Below are 17,908 nucleotides of genomic sequence, written 5' to 3'. Positions count from 1 at the left end.
CGGCCGGCGGAGACGGCGCCGCCGACGGGGCCGGTGCAGCGGACGCCGCCGGCGGCGCCTCGGCCAGCCCGAGGCGCAGCGCCGTGTCGGCATCGACGAACTCGGCCAGCTCCGGGCGTTCGATCATGAGGATCTCGAACGCTTCGGCAGCGGACTCGTCCATCTCGCCGTCGAGGTAGGCACGCAGCAGGTGATTGTCGAGCGCGGAAATCATTCGGACCTCGATCTGCCACGGATTGGGAGCGCAGACCGGGCCGGATCTCGCACCACGTCGTTGGTTCCGCTTAATTTTTCGCGAAGCCGTTCACGCATTCGCGTGCGGGCGCGGAAGATCACCTTGTCGAACTGATCGGCCGTCAGATCGAGCCGGCGCATGAGCTCGCTCTTGTCGGCGCCGTCGATGTAGTAGCCGACCAGCAGGTCGCGGTCGCGTTGCGCCGGCAACTCGGCCAGGACTTCGCGCGCGATGCGCCGCAGCTCGTCCTCCTCGCACTGCTCCAGCGGCGTCAGCGGCCGGTCCAGCCACAGCGGCTCTTCCTGCTCGGGCAACTCGGCCAGCGCCGTCGGCTGCGCCTTGCGATGGGCCGCATAGACGATGTGCCGGGCGGACTGGTGCATGTAGGCGGCGAGCGCGGCCGGCTGGCGGATGCGGCCCTCGCGCAGCGCCACGACGACCGCGACGAGCACGTCCTGGGTCAGGTCGCTGGTCAGGGTCGGATCGCGGGTCATGCGCAGGATCATCGCCCGCACACCGGGCAGGCGCGCGACGACGTCGGATTCGGATAGCTCGACGGCCGATGGTTCGGCCTCGTCTTTCTCGCCAGAAGCCCCCTCCATCGCTCCCCCCGTCGCCCGTGCCGGCCGATCTGTCGTCGTCGCCGAGCCGCGGCGACGAATCGCCCGGCAGGCCCCCGCCCCGTGTCGGATCGAGCATAACGAGCCGCGACGCTTTTTTCACGTTGCGACTATGCGGCCGCGGATGTGCGGTCCACGCCCGTGTTCTGCCGCGTGAACACGGCGAAGAAGTTCTGGAGGATTCCGTTGCGAGACCGGGCGCCGCGAGCAGGCGCAACCGCTTCACTGCGACTGGCGGCAACGACCTACCGGGGCGAAAGATCCCGAAATGATTCGGCCTCGCTTCGACGACACTCGCCGAATACGCCGCCGGCCGCGACGTCGTCGCGTTCGGCCAGAACGGCACGCCCGCTTTCTCGCACGCTTCAACGTGGTGTTCGACTACGCGCGCGACCGCATCATGCCCGAGCCTGGCGGGTCGCCGGTTGCGGCGGCCGTGCGGGGATGCCGACTAACGGGACGAATCAGAAATGCGACGAAGCCAGCTTGACGTCGGCGTGCTGCCAGGCCTGTCCCAGTTGCGCGCGCACGTCGGCCGAGTCGCGTTTCTGGGCGTCCAGGCTCTGCGCCAGGCCCTGCAGCGACCAGCCGTTCGCCGGGTTGCGCTGCAACTCCTGGCGATACACCGTTTCGGCGTCCGCGGCCTGGCCGGCGGCCAGCAGGGCCGCGCCCAGCCGGTGCCGCGTCGGCGCATGCCAGCCCGGCGGCTCGTCATAGGGGATACGGTCTTCGATGGCCACCGCTTCGCGCAGCAGCGCGATGGCGGCCGGCGAATCCCTGCGCGCGAGCGCCAGCTCGGCGGCGAGTTCCTTCCCGGCGATACGGACGGCATGGCTGAGCGGATAGCGGTCCCACACCAGCATTTTTTCCAGCGCCGGATTGGCCGCAATCGCGCTCAGCTCGGCCAGGTGCGCGTCGGCGTCCGGCAAGCGCTGCTGCCGCACCGCGGCCATGCCCTGCGCATAACGCCAGATCGCGCTGACGTAGAGCAGATCCGGCGCCGGATTGGGCAGCGCGGCAATCTCGTCCCAGCGTCCGAAGCGCACGCGGTCGAACCACGGCGTCATCCAGTAGCTCTGCAGCGCCTCGTAGCCGGGCTTCCGCATCAGCTCGGGGAGATCCGTGCGCCTGGCGGTTTCCTTCGCGGCGGACTCGGCCACCGCGCTCGCGCCTTCCATGCTGGCAGCGAACCACAGGAAATGATGGTTGTGCGGCACGTAGCCGAGCGGATACACACCCGAGTAATTGCCGCGGCAGGCCGCGAGGTAGGCATTGTCGGCCTCGATCGCGCGCTGATTGGCGATCACTGCATCATGCCAGCGCCCGACGCGCGCGTAGATGTGCGCGGGCATGTGCACCAGGTGGCCGGAACCGGGAATCAGCTCGCGCAGGCGATCGGCCGCATCGACGCCGCGCTGCGGATCTGCGGATGCTTCGACCGCATGCACGTACAGGTGCAACGCGCCGGGATGATCGGGATTGCGCTGCAGCACCGACTCCAGAATCGAGACCACTTGCGCGGTATGTCCCTTGGGCCGCAGGTCGGCGTCGTAGTAGTCCCACGGCTGCAGGTCCATCAGCGCTTCGGCGTGAAACACGGCCGCGTCGAGATCGCCGGGAAACTCGGCCGCGAGCTTACCCGCGGCCTCGGCATAGGCCTCGTCGAGCGGCCTGCGGTTCTCGGGCGGCGCGGCCGCATAGCGCGCCTGCAGCGCGCGAATGAATCCCTGTTCGCGCGGCGACGTCTTCGGTGCCAGCGCCACCGCCTTCTGCAGACGGTCCCACGCCTTCGCGTTGTCGGCCGGGTCCATCGTCGCGTTCACGTGCGGTCCGAGCACCAGCGACGCCCCCCACCAGCACATGGCGCATTCCGGATCGAGCGTCAATGCCTTCAGAAACGAGCGCGCGGCCGCATCGTGATTGAAGCCGTAGGTCAGCATCAGGCCCTGATCGAACCAGCGCTGCACGTCCGGATGCGAGCTCGTCACTGCGAACCGATGCTGCCCGAGCCCGTCGAGCAGCGAAGCCCCGGGCAGTTGCAGGGCCGGGTCGAGCGCTGCGGGCGAGGACGCCGTCGGAGAGGACTGCAACGGCGATTCGGAATCCCGCCGGACGTACCACAGCGCCGCGATGGCGAGCACGAGAAGCAGACCGACGGCCGAGAGTCGAGCCATGACGTTCCCCACGCCGATACCCGGCGGCACCATACTCCCGCCGGCAAGCGTGCGGCAACCGGCGTCGCGCGCTGGATCCGGGCCGCTTGGCCTGGATTTCTTCGAGCTCGCAGCGTGAGCGGATGCGGCGAATGACGTGATCGCGCGGGCCACGCAAGCGTACGAGGCCACTCTGAACGCGACTTGCTCTGTGCGCACGCTGCGCGCTGCGCGCGGCGTATCGGGGAGATCACGAGCAGCGCGGGCGAACCTGGCGCCCGGTGGCCCCGCACCAGCAGTCTGCCGCCGGACGAACGGCAGGATCTGTCTCTGCCGGACCGACGGAAACGTCGATCACGTCGAGCGCTGCGCCTCTGCCTGGACCGAGGACCATCGCGTCGAAAAATCGAAGCCGCGCGCCACGAAGTTCGGCAACTCCGAGTTCTCGGGACACCGACGCTTGGCATGGGCAATGAGACCGTCGACGACGAACGTCCAGTGAGCCTCGTTCATGCCGCGGCTGGCGGCGCGGGCAGCCAGGTCGAACATGGCCTTTTCGACCTGCTCGGCTGTCGGCTCGCAATCGGCGGCGCCGTCCAGCCACTCGACGAAGGCCGCATGCGCATCGAGATAGGTTTTCATTCGATCCCTGGCACCGGTTGAGGACGCCTCATCGTAGCGAAGGGAGTAATCGGCGTCATTGGCGGGCGCGGAAAATTGCGTTCATCTGGCACTGAGATCGACGCGAGCCCGCGAAGACGTCGACATGCCGGAGCTCGCCCGTCGGACATTGCCGAGACGCGGGCGACGGCGATGCTGCTGCGCACCACGATGCCGCTGCCGGCGAAGCGCGCCGGCCGCTCATTCGCGGCGGCAGAGGCCGGCCCGACGGTCGGGCCGGAGTCGCCGGCAGCATCGCGAACGTTTCCGACCGGCCGATCCGCTGGCGTCGATGTCCTCGCTCCGGCACGGCGCGCCCCGACCCGGCGCGACAGCGCCGCCGCGGCAACGGGTCGCCGGCGCCGTGGCTTCAGCCTTCCTCGTCCAAGCTGGAGTCCACTTCGTCCGGCTCTTTCTGTTCGGCTTCGCGGATCTTCTGCTCGGCTTCGGTGTGGCTGTCGCTGACACTGGGCAATTTCGACGGCGCCTCCAGCAGCAGCGCCGGATCGATGCGCTTGCCCAGCCAGCGCAGGCCCATGTGCAGATGCGGCCCGGTGGCGCGACCGGTGGCGCCGACCTTGCCGATTGCCTGGCCGCGCTGGACCTCGTCGCCGGTCTTCACGCTGATGGACTTGAGATGAAAGTTCATGCTGACGAGGCCGCCGCCGTGATCGACGTAGACGGCATTGCCGGTGAAGAAATGATCCGCAGCGAGCACCACGCGGCCGTCGGCAACCGCACGGACCGTGTTGCCATCGCCGACCGGATAATCGCGGCCGCTGTGCAGGCTCTTGTGCTTGCCGTTGAACGTGCGCAGGCTGCCGAAATCGTCCTCGCTGCGCGGCAGGCTGGCCGCCGGCCTGTGCAGCGGCAAGGTGAAACGCGGCGCGTCCAGGGTGCCGGACAACACCTGACGCACGGCAGCGCTCTCCTCCGCGGCGCGCGCACGGTCTTCGGCCGACACATCGAGATAGCGCGACAGCGTTTCGGGCAGTTCCATGTCCACATCGGGAAAATGTGCATCCTCCACAACCAGAGCACCCAGATGCCGGCGTCCCTCCTGGTCCCACAGCGCGATCTGATAGCGGCCCGGCCTGGCCCGGATATCGACCGGGTAGTAGCAGCTGCCGGCGATCGCGCCATAGCGCTTGCCGTAGATGCCGCACTCCTTCGCCTTCAGGCCGTCCCAACGTGCGACGCCGCCCTGCGGCGCGGTGACCAGCGGCGTCGCGGCGAACGCCGGCAAGACGCAGGCGGCGAACAGGACGGCGATGAACTGCATCAAGGGGGCTGTGGCGATGCGTGCGGTCATGGCGGGCTCCAATGGTTGCGGCGACGCAGAGCGAAACCGGCGGCAACGCCGGACGGTGACGTCGAGTACGCAAGGCGAATGCCAATGGCTGCGAGCGCTTTTCCGCGGATTTCGCCGCGGGGATTCGTGCACGTTGCATGAAATCGCACGATGGAGCGGCGTGCTTCGCATTGTCGTGCGGTGACGACGGCACCGGGCGTTAGCCGGGCGAGGACGGCGACCCGGCACCACGACTGGCGAAGCAAATGGACACTGACGTCCTCGCAAGAGCCCGCGTTTCGCTTCGGGCCGGCGACCAACGACGAGCCGGGTCGGGCAGCGGCGGAGGCATCGAACGCGCCGTCGCCGGTGCATGCAAGCTTACGTCCGCGCGCACGACGACAGGTGGGCAGGGAAAGCTGGCGGCTCAGGCGGTGGCCGCGTTGCCGAAAGCGCCCCGTCGAGACGGACTGGGAGAAGGCACCACGTAGCGACACTCCGTCAGAGCATGCGCCCGACGGGGAACCACGATGTCCAATGGAGAGCACGGCTCTGTCTATTCCCGATCCGCCGCCATCGTGGATCGCGAGATCGGCGTCTCGATCGCCTGGTATCGAAGGAAGCAAGTCTGGCCGATGATTTTCTATCGCTCATGCGGAATCCTGACCATCCTGTTGGGACTGCTCATTCCGCTCATTGCATCGAGCCAGATCGGATCGAAAGACCGACTCCTGGTTGTTCTGGGGTTTCTGATCGCTTTCTCGAACGGCCTTTCCTCATTTCTCGGAAGCGAACGGCTTTGGCGCGGACGCACGCTCGCGGCGGAAGCCCTCGAACACGTCAAGGCGAGATGGGAAATCGAAGTCATTCGTGCGCAGGACGTCCTGCAAGCCGTCGATAGAGACAGGCACATCCTTCAGGCAACGGCCGAGGCGCTCGATCGCTGCCGCGAGATAACATCGGTCGAGGCGGAAGCCTTCTTTGCCGCCCTGAAGCCTCTTTCTTCTACGGGTTCGTCCGGCGGCGACAAGGACGACTCTGCGTAAGCCCGCGAGCAGGGTGGAGCCGCGTCTCGGCTCCTGGGACCGAAATGGACATCGAGCACGTTCCCCGGAACATTCGCGCTCGGGTTCACAGTTCCCCTCAGCTCCGCGAAGACTTGAGCGTAGCGCAGCGACAGCGTGAGCGCGTAGGCCTTGGCGGCGCGCGTGTCCCGGGTCCGCAGGCTGGTTTGAACGAACTGCCGGCCCCTGGCGAGCTGTAGATCCAGGGGAGCCCACTGGCGGAAGTAATAGACCCCGCTGGGGACGCGGATGAGATGGCGGGCGAGGCGCAGGGGGCCTCCATCTGTGCGAGCCGGTTGTGCGCCACCTCAAGGGCCAGAAACGAAAAAGCCCTCGATTTCTCGAGGGCTTTTTGTGTGGCTGGGAGACTAGGATCGAGACGAAATTCCTAAGTCCCTGCAGCAACAAGCCCTTGTTGCGCTTGGTGTTTCGGCGAGAGTGACCAACCGAGGTGACCAAGTGGGTGGGGAGCATATCAGGGGCTTTGCGCCCCTGGACAGCCATGCGAAAGGGGTCAGTCCTCGTCGGGAGCCATGATGGTCGCGACGCACTCCCCCTGGTCGCCCGGACCAATGAGGAGAGCCAACCGGGTCAACCGCGGTCGGCGGCCGCCTCGTGGCACCACCAATACCTCAAACAGAACGCGCCCGCTGTCGCCTCGGCTGGCCGCCGCTCGGGCGGCCAGCGACGCCATCCACAGGACATCCCACAACCTACCGGCTTCGTCCTGCGGCACGTTCTCGTCGGAGCCCCAGCCAACGCACGTCCCCCAGACTCGGGCGGTAAGCGCCACAGGCACTTTGAACCCGGCTTCGCGAGCGGGAGCCCCGGCGTCCATGAGTACCCCATCGTCCAGGGCTTCGCGGCGGGTGTAGGTATGGATAACGTCGTGATTGGTGAACATGCTTCGCTCCTTCCTGGTCCGGTCCGGACAATCCGTCCCGGATGGTCCGGATGGACACACCCCGCCCGGAGTGAGGCGCGGTCAAGGGAGCGGCGGCGGTACGCCGACGCAGGCCCACGGCTGGCGCGGGCTGGAGCGAACGAAGGGAGCGACGACACGGGCCGGGGGCCGTCCCTTGACCGAACAAGCCGAGCGTGAGGGCTGCCGTTGCTTGAGGCACTGATGGTTTGAAGGGCTAGGCGCGTGTCGCCCCAGCGAATGACCCAACGAGGGTTGTTTAAGCGAACGCCGGCGCTTCGACCTGCAGGTAGTCGATGTCGAGATTGAAGTCCGTACGAAGGCGCGCCAGGAAGCGGTCGGTGGTACCGTCCAACGCAGGCTCGCCAACGACCACGAGTTTCAGTGGTTCCAGTCCACCCGTCCGGAAACTGTATTCGAGCAGTTGGCCCATAGCCTGGCGGACCACCTCGCCGGCAGTGTCGGCAATCTTGATTTCGTAGACCTGCCAGCGACCATCGGGACGCCGGGCGACCGCATCGGCGTAGCCGCCCGTCCCCGTCGGGTATTCGGTCCACACGTTCTGATGCCCGAATTCCGCGACCAAGCGGGCAAACAAAGCCGTCTGCACGGCGTTGTGCCGCAACACGATGACGCGGCGCGCCGGCGGCAGGTCTGAAAGCGCCAACTCCGGCCGCGGCGTATGCCCCGGCGGTATGCCAGGGGGCACGGTGCGGGCGCGCAACTGATCCACCACGAACCACGGGAAAATGTTGCGGGCCAGGATGTCCTCAAAGACGCCGGCTCGGTCCAAGTGTGCGGTGAGTGCCTCGGCCCGCACCGCCCAACTGGTTGAGCGAGAAACGACGAACCCGGTGTGCGCCGCGAACCAGTCCAGCGCCTGGTTCTGCCGGGTCGCATCGACCGTCGTGTGGTAGCGCTCGGGGTGGATCCCAGCGAAAGCGCGGGCGATGAGCAGGCGAGGCACCATGCCGATGCGGCCGTCCGTCCTCCAGCCCTCGAACCGTTCCACGATGCGCTCGAAGTTCGCCGGGCTGCCGTCCTTGTGGATGTCGCTAATGACCTGGACGAACTCGTCGCGCATCGCATCTACGGTCTCGTACTTCAACAGCCCCTGCCCTGCGTGGCTGATGGCGTTGTCCTGGTTGCGCCACACGGTTTCGAACGTGTCTTGAGGGTGGCCCTCGGACAGCGCCCGCTCGATGGCCTGGACGGTCGCCCGATAGAGCGGCAGCCAACCCGCCAGGGACCATGCACCGGGGTCCATGAACCCCTCCAGGAACATCCGCGCTTCGTCGTCGAACACGGGGGCCGGGTTGGGAAGTTCTTCTTCAGCCGGGGCGGCCGATGGTTCGGACAGCAAGGCGGCCGCTCGCGCCCCCGGTGGCGGGGGACGGCCTTCCAGCCGGGCTCGTGCGGCCTCCACCGCGATGGGTGAGAACTCGGTCGGGAACCGGTCGATGATGGACTCGAAACTCAGTTCCTGCAGCCCCGCTTCTTCTAGCACTTCGTAGCCCGTGGATGGCTTCCGGGTGAGTACCATGCGTTCGGCCGCGGCCAGCACCCCGTGTCTCTCCAGCATCTGGCGGGTTCGGCTCGCTCGGAAGGTGCGGCCCTTGAGCCGGCTTTGCTCATCCTCGTAGGCGTACAGCGCAAGCGCGATGGCCTGCTGCGCCGGGCTTGTGTAGCCCTCCTCTGCGGCCTTCAGTTCGCTGGCGCGCTGCAGGGCTTCGGCTTCCAGGTCCGCACGCCCCAGCCGCCGGGCGTTCGCCGCAAGGTTGCGGGCGTCCTGGGATGTTTTGAGCCGGGCTATGCGCTCGTCCACGGTCCTGGCCCAATAGTGCGGGAATCATTGTCCGGATGGACACTGTGATTGAAGCAGCGCACGGCATCTCCAAGAAAGAAACAAAAGAGAACACGTACGGACCGATCTTGCGGTCTGCACATTACCTGTTAGGTTGGAACCGACTTCACTTATTCTCCTTGTCATGGCCTCGTCTTCGCACATTTCTCACCCCAAGAACTTCGCCGTATCGGGCGATGCCTTAGGCAGATTGAAACAATGGATGCGGCCAGCGACGCCTCGTCCAGAATCTCTCCGAGAGCGCTTGGAGCAGTGGAGCACCGATGTCGAAAAACGGCGACCAGCATGGTTCAGGCTGTCAGAGCGGGCGGTTGATTTAGCCACCCCCTTGTCACTAGCAGCTATTTTTCTTGCACTTTTTACGCTGTTACTCATCACCTAATTCACGCGGCAACGTTGTTATTGACTAAGGAATTTTACTGATCGCCGTAGCACCGGCCATGGGTGCCAAAAGAAAATATACCCACCACCAATCACCAAATTTAACTAGAAAGCTTAATGATAAGCAGACAACAAGAACAGCCACCAAAGAAATAATCCAGCCAATGATACGATTTGTCAGTATCCTTGCCAAAATCGCTATAAGCGCCCCATAAGCAACACACAGCAGGAACAACACAATTGGATTCGAAAGACCTAGAAGTTCCTGTGCAGTGACAGCCTCTGTTGTCGGCATTGAGTTTCCCCTTGAAGAGCCACCATTGATGGCTGTGTGAATCAGGTTTTCATCAATAGAGAAGGACAACCATCGGAGTTCAAGGTGAACTGGTTTTCCCACCAAACTTATCGCCCCCAAAAACAGTTTTAGCCTCTCCACTACTCCCGTCATCGGCAAGAAATTATTCCACAATGCGTTACGGCCCTCCACAGACCTTTCGGCCCAACCATGCGGAATGGAGAAGCAAAAACTTAGCAGTAGCAAAGCCTCGCCCACCGGAGTCGGCTTGGATTAACTCACGCCAGAGATCTCATAAATGTTGTCGGCACCGAACCACGATTTCAGCGTGCCCATGGCAGTCGGAGAAACCTCCTGAGTGAACAGCACCGCGAGCCGTTTCCGTGGCCGAGAGCAAGCCACATAGAAGAGATTGCGGCTTCGCTCGAAGGTGTCGGCCTTCCCCTTAGGAATTCCCTTGCTCACCCAGGCCAGCATCTGGTCGAAGTTGTACTGATTCCAGCCTCGACCCACGACCACCAGTACGTTGTTGAACTGCGCCCCCTTGACGCCGTGCTTGGTCGCAAAGGGCGTCATCCCGTTGATGAACCGTTCGAGCGCAACGACCTCGGCGTAGGGGACCTGACGCAGTTGCCGAAGCCGGTCCATCCAAGCCGAGGACTGTTGTTCACCGCCCTCGTTCTCTTCGGCGGCCTCGGGCGGAGCCGTGCCGACCGCCTTCTCTGCAGCGTGAAGCAGCAAGTCCGCTTCCTTCCCTTCGACCTTCTCCGGCAGATGAAAGCCATCCTCGGCACGGAGGTAGTCGATGACCTGACCGATGGTGCCGACCGTCCGCAACGCCACCAGGCGCTCCATGGAAGCGCGGATGGCCGCCTTCCGCTGGGGACTGGTAATGAGGGGCACCGCCCCACCTAATATTGCGAACATATCGCCGTAGCGCTTGGCGGCGAAGGCCGCGCACGCGGGCTCCACAACGTCCACCAGGAACGCGATGTGGGCGTCTTCCTTTTTTACGAACGCGTCGTTGCGTCCGGGAAACACTGCCGCAATGCTGGCGTATCCCTGCTCCTGGGCCAGCAAGTTGTGCGTGAGCATCAGCACCTTGGTCTCACTGGGCTCGAAGCGCCATCCATCCTCCGTGAGAAGTGCTTTAACGCGCTCCATGTAGGCTTTGGCCGCTTCCGGGCTCACGTCTCCCTTCCAGTGCGGCTCCGTTCGCCGCGTCCCGGTCCACCCGTTTGTGTGGTAGACGACGGCGCTGCCGGGGGCGTCTTCGTCTTCCACCGCCTGGGGAAGTTCGGGCCGCATCTTGTTGAGGACGCTCACCACGGCGGGGACCGAGCGGAAGTTGGCGCCCTTACCAATGGATGCCAGGCCCTCGTAAGAAACCGTGCCGCATCCGTCGCCGTAAATTTTTTGCCAGCCGTCCCCAAATAGCCCGATGAGCGGCGCCCCCGGCTGGCCCAGGAAGTGGGTCATCAACGCATTCACAAAGTCCGCGTCGGTGTCCTGGTACTCGTCGATGAACAGGATGGGGTAGCGGGCCGTCATCATGCGTCGGAACTTGGGCTTGCTCAGGCATGCAGTCATCAGGTCGAGCACGTCGTCGTGGCTCAAGGAGAGGACGTCGTCTTCGACACGCGGAAAGCCAAGTTCGTAATTGATTTGCCGGGTTCCGATTTCGCCGGCTTCCGCCAGGCGCTCCGGCCACTTCTTCAACTCGGGAACCAGCCGGCGTAATTCGCTCTGTTGGTCTTTCAGAAGCGACCAGCAGAAGCCGTGGATGGTGTCCGAGTACACCGCGGGGTGGCGGTCCGTGCGCGTGTCGATTTCGTTCTTCGCCACGTTGGTGAACGTGATGCAGGCAATCTGCTGGTGTTGGCGGACCAGAGAGCGCCCGCGCTCGGCCAGCAACCGTTCCAATGCTTCGATGAGCGAATAGGTTTTACCGGCGCCCGCGCCGGCCTCGAACACAAAGCTCTGCCCGGTGCGGATGCACTCGAACAGTTGTGCCATGGCTTTTTCGGCCTCTGCTTTCGCGGGATTGAGAGGGGCCGGCTGGTTCACGCCGCTGCTCCTGGCGAGGGCGCCGCCGCTGCATTCGTCGTCGGTGGCGGAGCGGTCGACTCCGGTGCGTGCGTCCGCGCCAGCCAACGCAGCCCCTCAGCGATGTACCGCGGAACTTTCCAATTTGGATCACCCAGAGCCAACCCCAGTGCGAACTCCGTCTTCTTGTGCTCTTTGGCCAGGTCGCCGGCTTTCTGGCCGAGGTCGGCTGCGGCTATTCCCTGCAAGCCGTAGGTCGCCTTGTTCGCGAGCATCACTGCATCTTCCAGACTTCGAGCGCACGGTTCGCCCTCGCCCTCGGGAATCTGGTAAGCGAGGCGCTTGATGCCTTTGATGCGATCTCCTTCCGCGTACGCGATCAAGTCGCCCGGCTTAGTGGATTTCTTTCCGAACCATGCCTTGATGCAGGCGTTGCTCGATTTCGCGCTGCTGGACACCGGACAGGCTTTTCCTTTGTCATCGACCGCATCGATGTCCGTGATGATCAGGGCCGGTAGTTCGAGGAATGCCAGCAAATCATCGAAGCGGTGCGCATAGGCACCGCCCACTTCCAGCACCGTGAAGTATTGGCTGGCCAGTTGCGGGGCCTTCGCGTCTTCGGCATCTACCAGCTTCATCATAGCGGGCAGCAACAACCGCTCGCAGGTACCCTCAATGAGAACGACCTTGTCCGCAAAAAATAGGTCGCAACGAGTCAGCGTCAGATACTGCTGAAGGAACTTTCGGTCGGGTTCAGGCTTGCCCGACAGACCGGCACGGAGGTCCTTGATTCGCGCCGTGCGCCACGGCGATCCCGGAGCCTCCGCACCCGCCATGAAGTATCGGAGCGCGTCGATGGGCGCAGAGTTCGCAATGTGAGACGAGTGCGTGGAGATGAGGAACTGGACCGGCCACGACCCGCCCCCATTGAGTTCAGCGAACTTCTTGGCGATGACGTCCAGTTGTCGAACGAACACCTCTTGCATCTGCGGGTGCAGGTGCGCTTCCGGCTCCTCGATGAATACGAGGTGGACGGCGGGAGCAGCCGGCGCAACCTGGAACTGTTTGAAGAAACTATAGAGGTGCAACAGGATGTAGATGAGGTTCCGCGCGCCGAGTCCGTTGTAGGTCTCGGGCAACGTCAAACCGTGCGCACCCGGGTAGCGGACCTTGGTGTGGTTCTGAAGCAGCCGCGCCACGTCGAAACCGGTTTCCGTCGTCAAATTGGGGTTGTGGAACCCCGGATAGTTGAACACCTCGAAGTGCGGCAGTAGTCCCTGCAAGTGGGTCTTCACCTGGGATCGCAGGGTTTCCTGGATGCCATCGACCGCCTGGGTCAGCCCCTCGATGAGTTTCTTGCCAGCATCGTCCGCACCTTCCGCGGAGGCGGAGTCAAAGAGGGCCTGCAGAATTTTTCCCAAATCGTCTCGGTCTCGGAGGGTGGTGTCGTCCAGCCCGCGCTGCGCGGTGATGATGTCTCCCCGAACGATGGCCCGCAGATGACCCAGGTCGAGTTCCTTTCGGTTCGTGGGGTCGTTCGGGTCTTCGGCGTGTACGGAGCACCCATACGATTTGCCGATGCGGTCTTGGAGCGCTCGGTAGAATCGGTCCTGCTGGACCTCAATCGGAGCGTCCGTCGCCCCCTCCTTCGCGAGGAGGTCGGTCAGGGTGCCGTCGCGCGGCTCAAACCGGACGACCACCAGCGCCTCGGAACAGGCTTCGTCCAAATCGACCACGAACGGGGTCAGCGGCCCGAGTTCTTCGGTGGCTGAGTACCGGAACGTCATCCGCACCTCGATGCACGGCAGCGTTTTCCGGACGTCATCCAGTTTTTCCCCATCGGACAGCTTTTTGGCGGCGGTCCAGAAATCCGCATGCACGGGGAGCGCGAAGTCTTCCAGGCGGAACTGCGGGGTGGTGTCTTTCAGCAGACGCCGGAATAGCTCCGTCAGCGAGGTTTTGCCGCTGTTGTTCCGCCCCACCACAACCGTGGTTTGTTCTTCGAGCAACACGGTGGCCTGCTTGAGCAGGCGGAAATTCTTCACTTCTACTTTTTCGATTCGCATTCCACTCCCCGTGGTGGTCGAGCGCGGTCCGCTTTCACGTAGGCGCTTTGGCATCCTTTGACTGTCGCGACGCGCGCCGAACTCTCACAGGCGAGGCCCGGCCGAGAGGCCGCGGAGGCGAGTCTGAAGACATTTAACGCGCCACTCCCGAACCGCCTGCTTCGTAGGACCTCAAATGCGTCATGGAATCCCAGCGCCCGCGCTCGAACACCTGCACCGCCCGGTCGCTTTCCTGGTCGCTGTCGAAGTCCACGACGACCAGCCCCAAGGCCGGGAACACGATGCTGCCGAATCCTTCTAGGGGAGCGCCGTCGGCCGCGACCAGCCTCGCCAGCGCGTCCGGGGTCGTGAACAGGTTTGCGCCCTGAAACCGCACGTCCGCCGGCGCCGAGAACGAAGCCTCAATGAGCCGGTTGTCCGCCGAATACGCCAAGGTGAAATCGCGGTAGGTCTCGACCCGCTCGCCCTCTTTGATCGCCGACCGCAAGGGCCCGCCAACGACGGCGCGCGCCTCCTCCGGGGACATGCCCAGCACCAATGGTCCGACACCTTCATATGGCCGCACGTCGAACATCATTCCTTTTTCCCCTTGCCCAACCAGCCCTTGCCTTTGGCGTAGTCCAGCATTTCCTGCATGGCCTGGTTATACTTTTTCATGTTGTTGGAAACAACCTGCGCGGCGCGGCGCACGTCGCGCACCTCCGTCGCCATCGCGTCGCGCATCCGCCCCTGGTCGATCTTCGCCTTGAGCCCCATCCGGTAGCGTTCGCCCCTCAACCCTTGGCGGCCGTTGCTCGTGGTTTCGTGGTGGTCGGCTGGGTCCATCTTGATGGCCGGACCGGGGTCCACGCCCAGGCCACTGATGGCCTTCGCCGGCATGTGGTGGGAATCGAGGCCGTCGCCCGGTGGCAGCTTCGTGCTGCTGTGCGGGCCGCCCGTGTATGGGGTCGAGTTTTGCCGGCTGCTGCCGAACTGGCTGCCGGGCGGCGCCAGGGCCTCCTCCAGGCTGACGGACGGGCCGCCGGGCGAGGCGGTCAGTTCCGGGCGCCCGCCGCCGCCTTCGGTGATGTAGTGCGCCTGCGAACCGCCGACGTGAGGCGGTCCCCGCGCAGGCGCCATCCCGCGCAGCACCCGTTTGCTGAGGCTGCGGGGGTCGAGGCTGGCCGCCAGGTCGAGTTGGGCGCCCGTGTCGCCGTCGTAGGCTTTTTGATACGGCTCGGCCGCCGCGGCCATCGCGCCGTACGCAGCGGCCCGCGGGTCGTGGTAGGCAGCTTCGGCCGCCGCAAAGCCGTCCTCGGCGAACGTGGCGACTTCGGCGTTGGCCGGGTCGGCGCCCTCGCCCAGGTCGACGATGTACGTGTCGGTTGCGTTCAACACGACGTTCGCGCCGGCGTTCGCCATGGTAACCACGCCCTCCCCCAGACGATTGCCGGCCGTCAGCAGGACGGTGCCCAGCATCCCCACTTCCACCACCGGCCGCTCGTACCAAGTGGCGCTGGCGCGCATGGATTTGATTTGCTCGGCAAGGGCGACGATGTCGGCCTGGTTGCGCTCGTGGCCGTCGAGGACTTCGACCAACTCGGCCGTTCGCCCGCTGCGGTCGAGGTAAATCAGGGGGTTTCCGATGCCGTAAAGGTAGGGGTGCAGCGTGATGGGGCGCGTGGGGTCGCCCTGCGCCGGGTCCTCGCTGAGGAAGGCGCCGAGTTCGCTGTCGTAGTACCTCGCGTTGGCGTAGTGCAGCCCGGTTTCGTCATCGACCGGGTAGCCCGTGAAGCCGAAGATGTTGGCGGAATCGCCCACCGTAGCGATGGGGTTGCCCCAGGCATCGACCCGGTAGCGGACGACGATGAGGCCTTCGGCGCTGGTCATGGCGATGGGGGTGCCCAGGCCGTCCAGCAAATAAAAATAGTGCTGGCCGGCGCGTTCCATCGCCAGCAACCGGCCGCTGGCCGAGTAGTGATATTTGGCCAGGGTGTTCCCGATCACGTTGGTTTCCGCGATCAGGAGCGGGCCGTCGTACACGTAGCGCACCGCGGTCGGGCTCGGACCGTTGACCTCTTTGAAGGTGCGCTGCCCGCCGGCGTTGTAGCCGTACCGGGCCACCCACACGCCGTCGCGCAGAACCTCAATCAGTCGGTCCCGTGCGTCCCACCGGTAGGTCGTCGTGGTACCCCCCTGCGTTTTGGTTTCGCGGTTGCCGTTGGCGTCGTACGTGAACCGAATTGATCGCGCAGGGTCGGCGGCGTCCACGACGTCCGTCAGTTGATTGCGGTCGTTGTAGACGAACGAGCGGCTTCGTTCGGCCGCCGAGGCGGGGAGTGCCAGCAGCCAGGTCAGGAACAGAAGAAAGGCGAGCCGCATCCGGTGCGCTCCAAAAGAACCGCCAAAGGGACAGCCGGCTATCGCCGGGGGCCGGCCACGAACGCCTCGCCGTGCAGAACGGCTGTACCCAGCTCACCCTACTGCCGCAGCAGCGGCCGTCCTCTCACAGCGATGCGAATCGCCTTATAACATGATAATAAGGTTATTTAATTTGAGGGCCGCCCCGATGGTCGATCAGGATCAGCCGGCGCCGCCCGAAATCGAGGGCCCACCAACCTGCACCGCCATGAGCGCACGGAACGACGACAAAACCCGTTGGGACGCTTCCTGGGCCGAGATGCCCCAGCACGATCCCAGTGCGCTGCAAGCCCCCTCCACCTCACCAGGCCGCAACGCCGTTCCATCCACGACGGCGAAAGGCCCATCGGTCTCGGTCAGCACCCGATCGGGCGGCATCGCAGAGAGCAAGGCGCGCCCGCGCGCACCCGCCACCATCGCCGGACCAACGGAAAACCAGCACCCCATAGCAACGGCCCGGGCCAGCTCTTTGCTGTTGCCCGAAAACCAATGGAGCACAGGGATTCCAGCGTCCCGGTGGCGTTCTAGGGCATCCAGGACCGCCGTGGCGGCCCGGCGGCTATGGATGGACAGAATCCGCCCACCGTTCGCCGAACAGCGGCTCAGAACGTGCTCGAACACCCGCGCTTGAATGGCGTGGTGAGGTCGGTAGTCAGGACTACCGTCCAACCCTACCTCGCCCACGTACCGGGTCCGGGGCAAGAACTCGTCGAACACCGGCAGTTCCTTCCAGCGCTCGTGCGCGAGTTCGGGATGGAGGCCCAAAGCGGTCCTGATCCGAAGATGGTCCTTGGCCAACGCGCTCGTTCCGCTCCACGCCTTGGGCGTCGTGGTCAACGAAAGAACGTAGGTTCCCGCGTCCGCGCACCGGCGAACCATGGCAGCAGGGTCAGGATAGAGGTCGAGGTGGCAATGGAAATCGACAGCGCGTTGTGTCAACGAATCAAACCCAAGTCATCAAGATACGCGCGAACTTCGCCCAAGCCCCGCTCGGCTACCCCGACCAAGGCTGCGCGGCTGGCTTCGTCGCGGGGGAGCGGACCGGTCTTTGCCAACCACATGGGCATGTTTGCCTGAGGCAGGCGGCGGCATGCTAGCACCATGGCCAGAAGGTCGTCCCTCAGGTCGTCGGGCATTTCAATGACCACCCGCAGATCCTCGTGCGCCGGGTCGTACCGGGTGTCATCCTCTATTCCAGCAGCGTGGAAAGAAGCGCGCCGAATCAGGCACGGGACGCATTTGCCGCACTGAACCCCCTTTCGCTTCCATTTTCCGCAAGACACCGTTTGATCGGCGAACCGACTCAGGATTTTCAGATTCTCGGGCTGGGCCATCATTTCGCCTTTGGTCCAGTCGGCGTACGGGTTTTCGATACGCACCGGAATTTCCAGTTGGTCGAATAATTCCTGCATCAGCGCCAAGAAATGGGGGTGCGTAGTCCGGGTGCTCAACGCGCCAATCCGCCGAGCGGTCAACGGCGGGTTCAAGGCGATCAGGCCGTTTTCCGGGACCACCAAAGTGATCGGACCCTCGACATCGAATCGCTCGACGAGCGTCGCACCGATGACCGCCCCGTAAGCCAGAAAGTTGAAACTCCGCGTCCGCATCTGGACGTCGCGGCCTTTGAAGGTGCACACCGGATTGGCCATCGCCGCAAACCGGGAGAGGTCCGGTGGGAGATGCCCCTTGATGATTTCTTGCTTCGATGCATCCCGGGTGTAGGCGTGGCTAACCAGCAGTGGCCGATGACCTTCACGAACGAGGTCCAAAACGCCAATCGCGCTGTCCAGACTGCGTATTTCGGCCGATCGTGACCGACCATTTCGGTAAGGCATGACCGGTTGTTTCGGTAAGGCGTGACCGCTCATTTCGGTTGATCGTGACCGATTTTGGCGGGGTTCCGAGATCATC

15 protein-coding genes and 1 pseudogene are annotated in these 17,908 nt (G+C 64.4%); 1 reads left to right on the top strand and 15 read right to left on the bottom strand.

The genetic code is table 11. From position 1 onward, the window contains the following. The 5 genes from NON22_RS09010 to NON22_RS08990 form a co-directional block, all read right to left on the bottom strand. A partial coding sequence (locus NON22_RS09010; protein ID WP_257386597.1) for a hypothetical protein occupies positions 1-214 on the bottom strand: 214 nt, incomplete at its 3' end. Further along, complete coding sequence (locus NON22_RS09005; protein WP_257386596.1) at positions 211-837, bottom strand: RNA polymerase sigma factor; 627 nt, start codon at positions 835-837, stop codon at positions 211-213. The genes NON22_RS09005 and NON22_RS09010, both read right to left, overlap by 4 nt. A gap of 482 nt (positions 838-1,319) precedes the next feature. Continuing rightward, positions 1,320-3,182, bottom strand: coding sequence for a tetratricopeptide repeat protein (locus tag NON22_RS09000; protein ID WP_257386595.1), 1,863 nt, complete (start codon positions 3,180-3,182; stop codon positions 1,320-1,322). Positions 3,183-3,362: 180 nt separating this feature from the next. Continuing rightward, positions 3,363-3,650: a hypothetical protein gene (locus tag NON22_RS08995; RefSeq protein ID WP_257386594.1), complete on the bottom strand. Its 288-nt coding sequence runs from the start codon at positions 3,648-3,650 to the stop codon at positions 3,363-3,365. Between the two features lie 388 nt (positions 3,651-4,038). Next, positions 4,039-4,980: a M23 family metallopeptidase gene (locus tag NON22_RS08990; RefSeq protein WP_257386593.1), complete on the bottom strand. Its 942-nt coding sequence runs from the start codon at positions 4,978-4,980 to the stop codon at positions 4,039-4,041. Between the two features lie 509 nt (positions 4,981-5,489). Here NON22_RS08990 and NON22_RS08985 point away from each other — a divergent pair. Continuing rightward, positions 5,490-6,005: an SLATT domain-containing protein gene (locus NON22_RS08985; RefSeq protein ID WP_257386592.1), complete on the top strand. Its 516-nt coding sequence runs from the start codon at positions 5,490-5,492 to the stop codon at positions 6,003-6,005. 107 nt (positions 6,006-6,112) lie between these two features. On the opposite strand, the pseudogene NON22_RS24965 reads toward NON22_RS08985, so the two are convergent. The 10 genes and pseudogenes from NON22_RS24965 to NON22_RS08940 form a co-directional block, all read right to left on the bottom strand. Continuing rightward, a pseudogene (locus NON22_RS24965) lies at positions 6,113-6,274 on the bottom strand (DUF6538 domain-containing protein); the annotation flags it as partial. Between the two features lie 263 nt (positions 6,275-6,537). Then, a complete protein-coding gene (locus NON22_RS08980; protein WP_257386591.1) occupies positions 6,538-6,927 on the bottom strand; it encodes a DUF6573 family protein in 390 nt (129 codons plus the stop codon). Positions 6,928-7,204: 277 nt separating this feature from the next. After that, positions 7,205-8,770, bottom strand: a complete 1,566-nt coding sequence (locus tag NON22_RS08975) for a hypothetical protein (RefSeq protein ID WP_257386590.1) — start codon at positions 8,768-8,770, stop codon at positions 7,205-7,207. Positions 8,771-9,215: 445 nt separating this feature from the next. After that, positions 9,216-9,743: a hypothetical protein gene (locus NON22_RS08970; RefSeq protein WP_257386589.1), complete on the bottom strand. Its 528-nt coding sequence runs from the start codon at positions 9,741-9,743 to the stop codon at positions 9,216-9,218. A 15-nt stretch (positions 9,744-9,758) separates the two neighbouring features. After that, the gene (locus tag NON22_RS08965) at positions 9,759-11,552 is read right to left on the bottom strand and encodes a UvrD-helicase domain-containing protein (protein ID WP_257386588.1); all 1,794 of its coding nucleotides are present in this window, start codon (positions 11,550-11,552) and stop codon (positions 9,759-9,761) included. Continuing rightward, positions 11,549-13,597 (bottom strand): ATP-dependent nuclease, encoded by a 2,049-nt coding sequence (locus tag NON22_RS08960; RefSeq protein WP_257386587.1) that lies wholly within the window; start codon positions 13,595-13,597, stop codon positions 11,549-11,551. Before NON22_RS08960 ends, NON22_RS08965 begins: the two co-directional genes overlap by 4 nt. A gap of 133 nt (positions 13,598-13,730) precedes the next feature. Then, entirely contained in the window at positions 13,731-14,174 is a 444-nt protein-coding gene (locus NON22_RS08955) for a hypothetical protein (RefSeq protein WP_257386586.1), read from the bottom strand. Beyond that, positions 14,171-15,958 (bottom strand): RHS repeat domain-containing protein, encoded by a 1,788-nt coding sequence (locus NON22_RS08950; RefSeq protein ID WP_257386585.1) that lies wholly within the window; start codon positions 15,956-15,958, stop codon positions 14,171-14,173. The genes NON22_RS08955 and NON22_RS08950 overlap by 4 nt, the downstream gene beginning before the upstream one ends. A 201-nt stretch (positions 15,959-16,159) precedes the next feature. Further along, the gene (gene qatD, locus NON22_RS08945; RefSeq protein ID WP_257386584.1) at positions 16,160-16,936 is read right to left on the bottom strand and encodes a Qat anti-phage system TatD family nuclease QatD; all 777 of its coding nucleotides are present in this window, start codon (positions 16,934-16,936) and stop codon (positions 16,160-16,162) included. Next, positions 16,933-17,908: 7-cyano-7-deazaguanine synthase (locus NON22_RS08940; protein WP_257386583.1), on the bottom strand; the 976-nt coding region annotated here is incomplete at its 5' end. The genes NON22_RS08940 and qatD, both read right to left, overlap by 4 nt.

This window comes from Tahibacter caeni, assembly GCF_024609805.1.
Lineage (GTDB): Bacteria > Pseudomonadota > Gammaproteobacteria > Xanthomonadales > Rhodanobacteraceae > Tahibacter > Tahibacter caeni.
The sequence above is the reverse complement of the archived record's forward strand: the minus strand, read 5'-3'. Positions and strand labels throughout refer to the sequence as shown.

What these genes read in the sequence shown, in the direction of transcription:
- NON22_RS09005 (WP_257386596.1), bottom strand. Translation starts at nt 837, where the DNA reads ATGGAGGGGGCTTCTGGCGAGAAAGACGAGGCCGAACCATCGGCCGTC.
- NON22_RS08995 (WP_257386594.1), bottom strand. Translation starts at nt 3,650, where the DNA reads ATGAAAACCTATCTCGATGCGCATGCGGCCTTCGTCGAGTGGCTGGAC.
- NON22_RS08990 (WP_257386593.1), bottom strand. Translation starts at nt 4,980, where the DNA reads ATGACCGCACGCATCGCCACAGCCCCCTTGATGCAGTTCATCGCCGTC.
- NON22_RS08985 (WP_257386592.1), top strand. Translation starts at nt 5,490, where the DNA reads ATGTCCAATGGAGAGCACGGCTCTGTCTATTCCCGATCCGCCGCCATC.
- NON22_RS08980 (WP_257386591.1), bottom strand. Translation starts at nt 6,927, where the DNA reads ATGTTCACCAATCACGACGTTATCCATACCTACACCCGCCGCGAAGCC.
- NON22_RS08960 (WP_257386587.1), bottom strand. Translation starts at nt 13,597, where the DNA reads ATGCGAATCGAAAAAGTAGAAGTGAAGAATTTCCGCCTGCTCAAGCAG.
- NON22_RS08955 (WP_257386586.1), bottom strand. Translation starts at nt 14,174, where the DNA reads ATGATGTTCGACGTGCGGCCATATGAAGGTGTCGGACCATTGGTGCTG.
- NON22_RS08950 (WP_257386585.1), bottom strand. Translation starts at nt 15,958, where the DNA reads ATGCGGCTCGCCTTTCTTCTGTTCCTGACCTGGCTGCTGGCACTCCCC.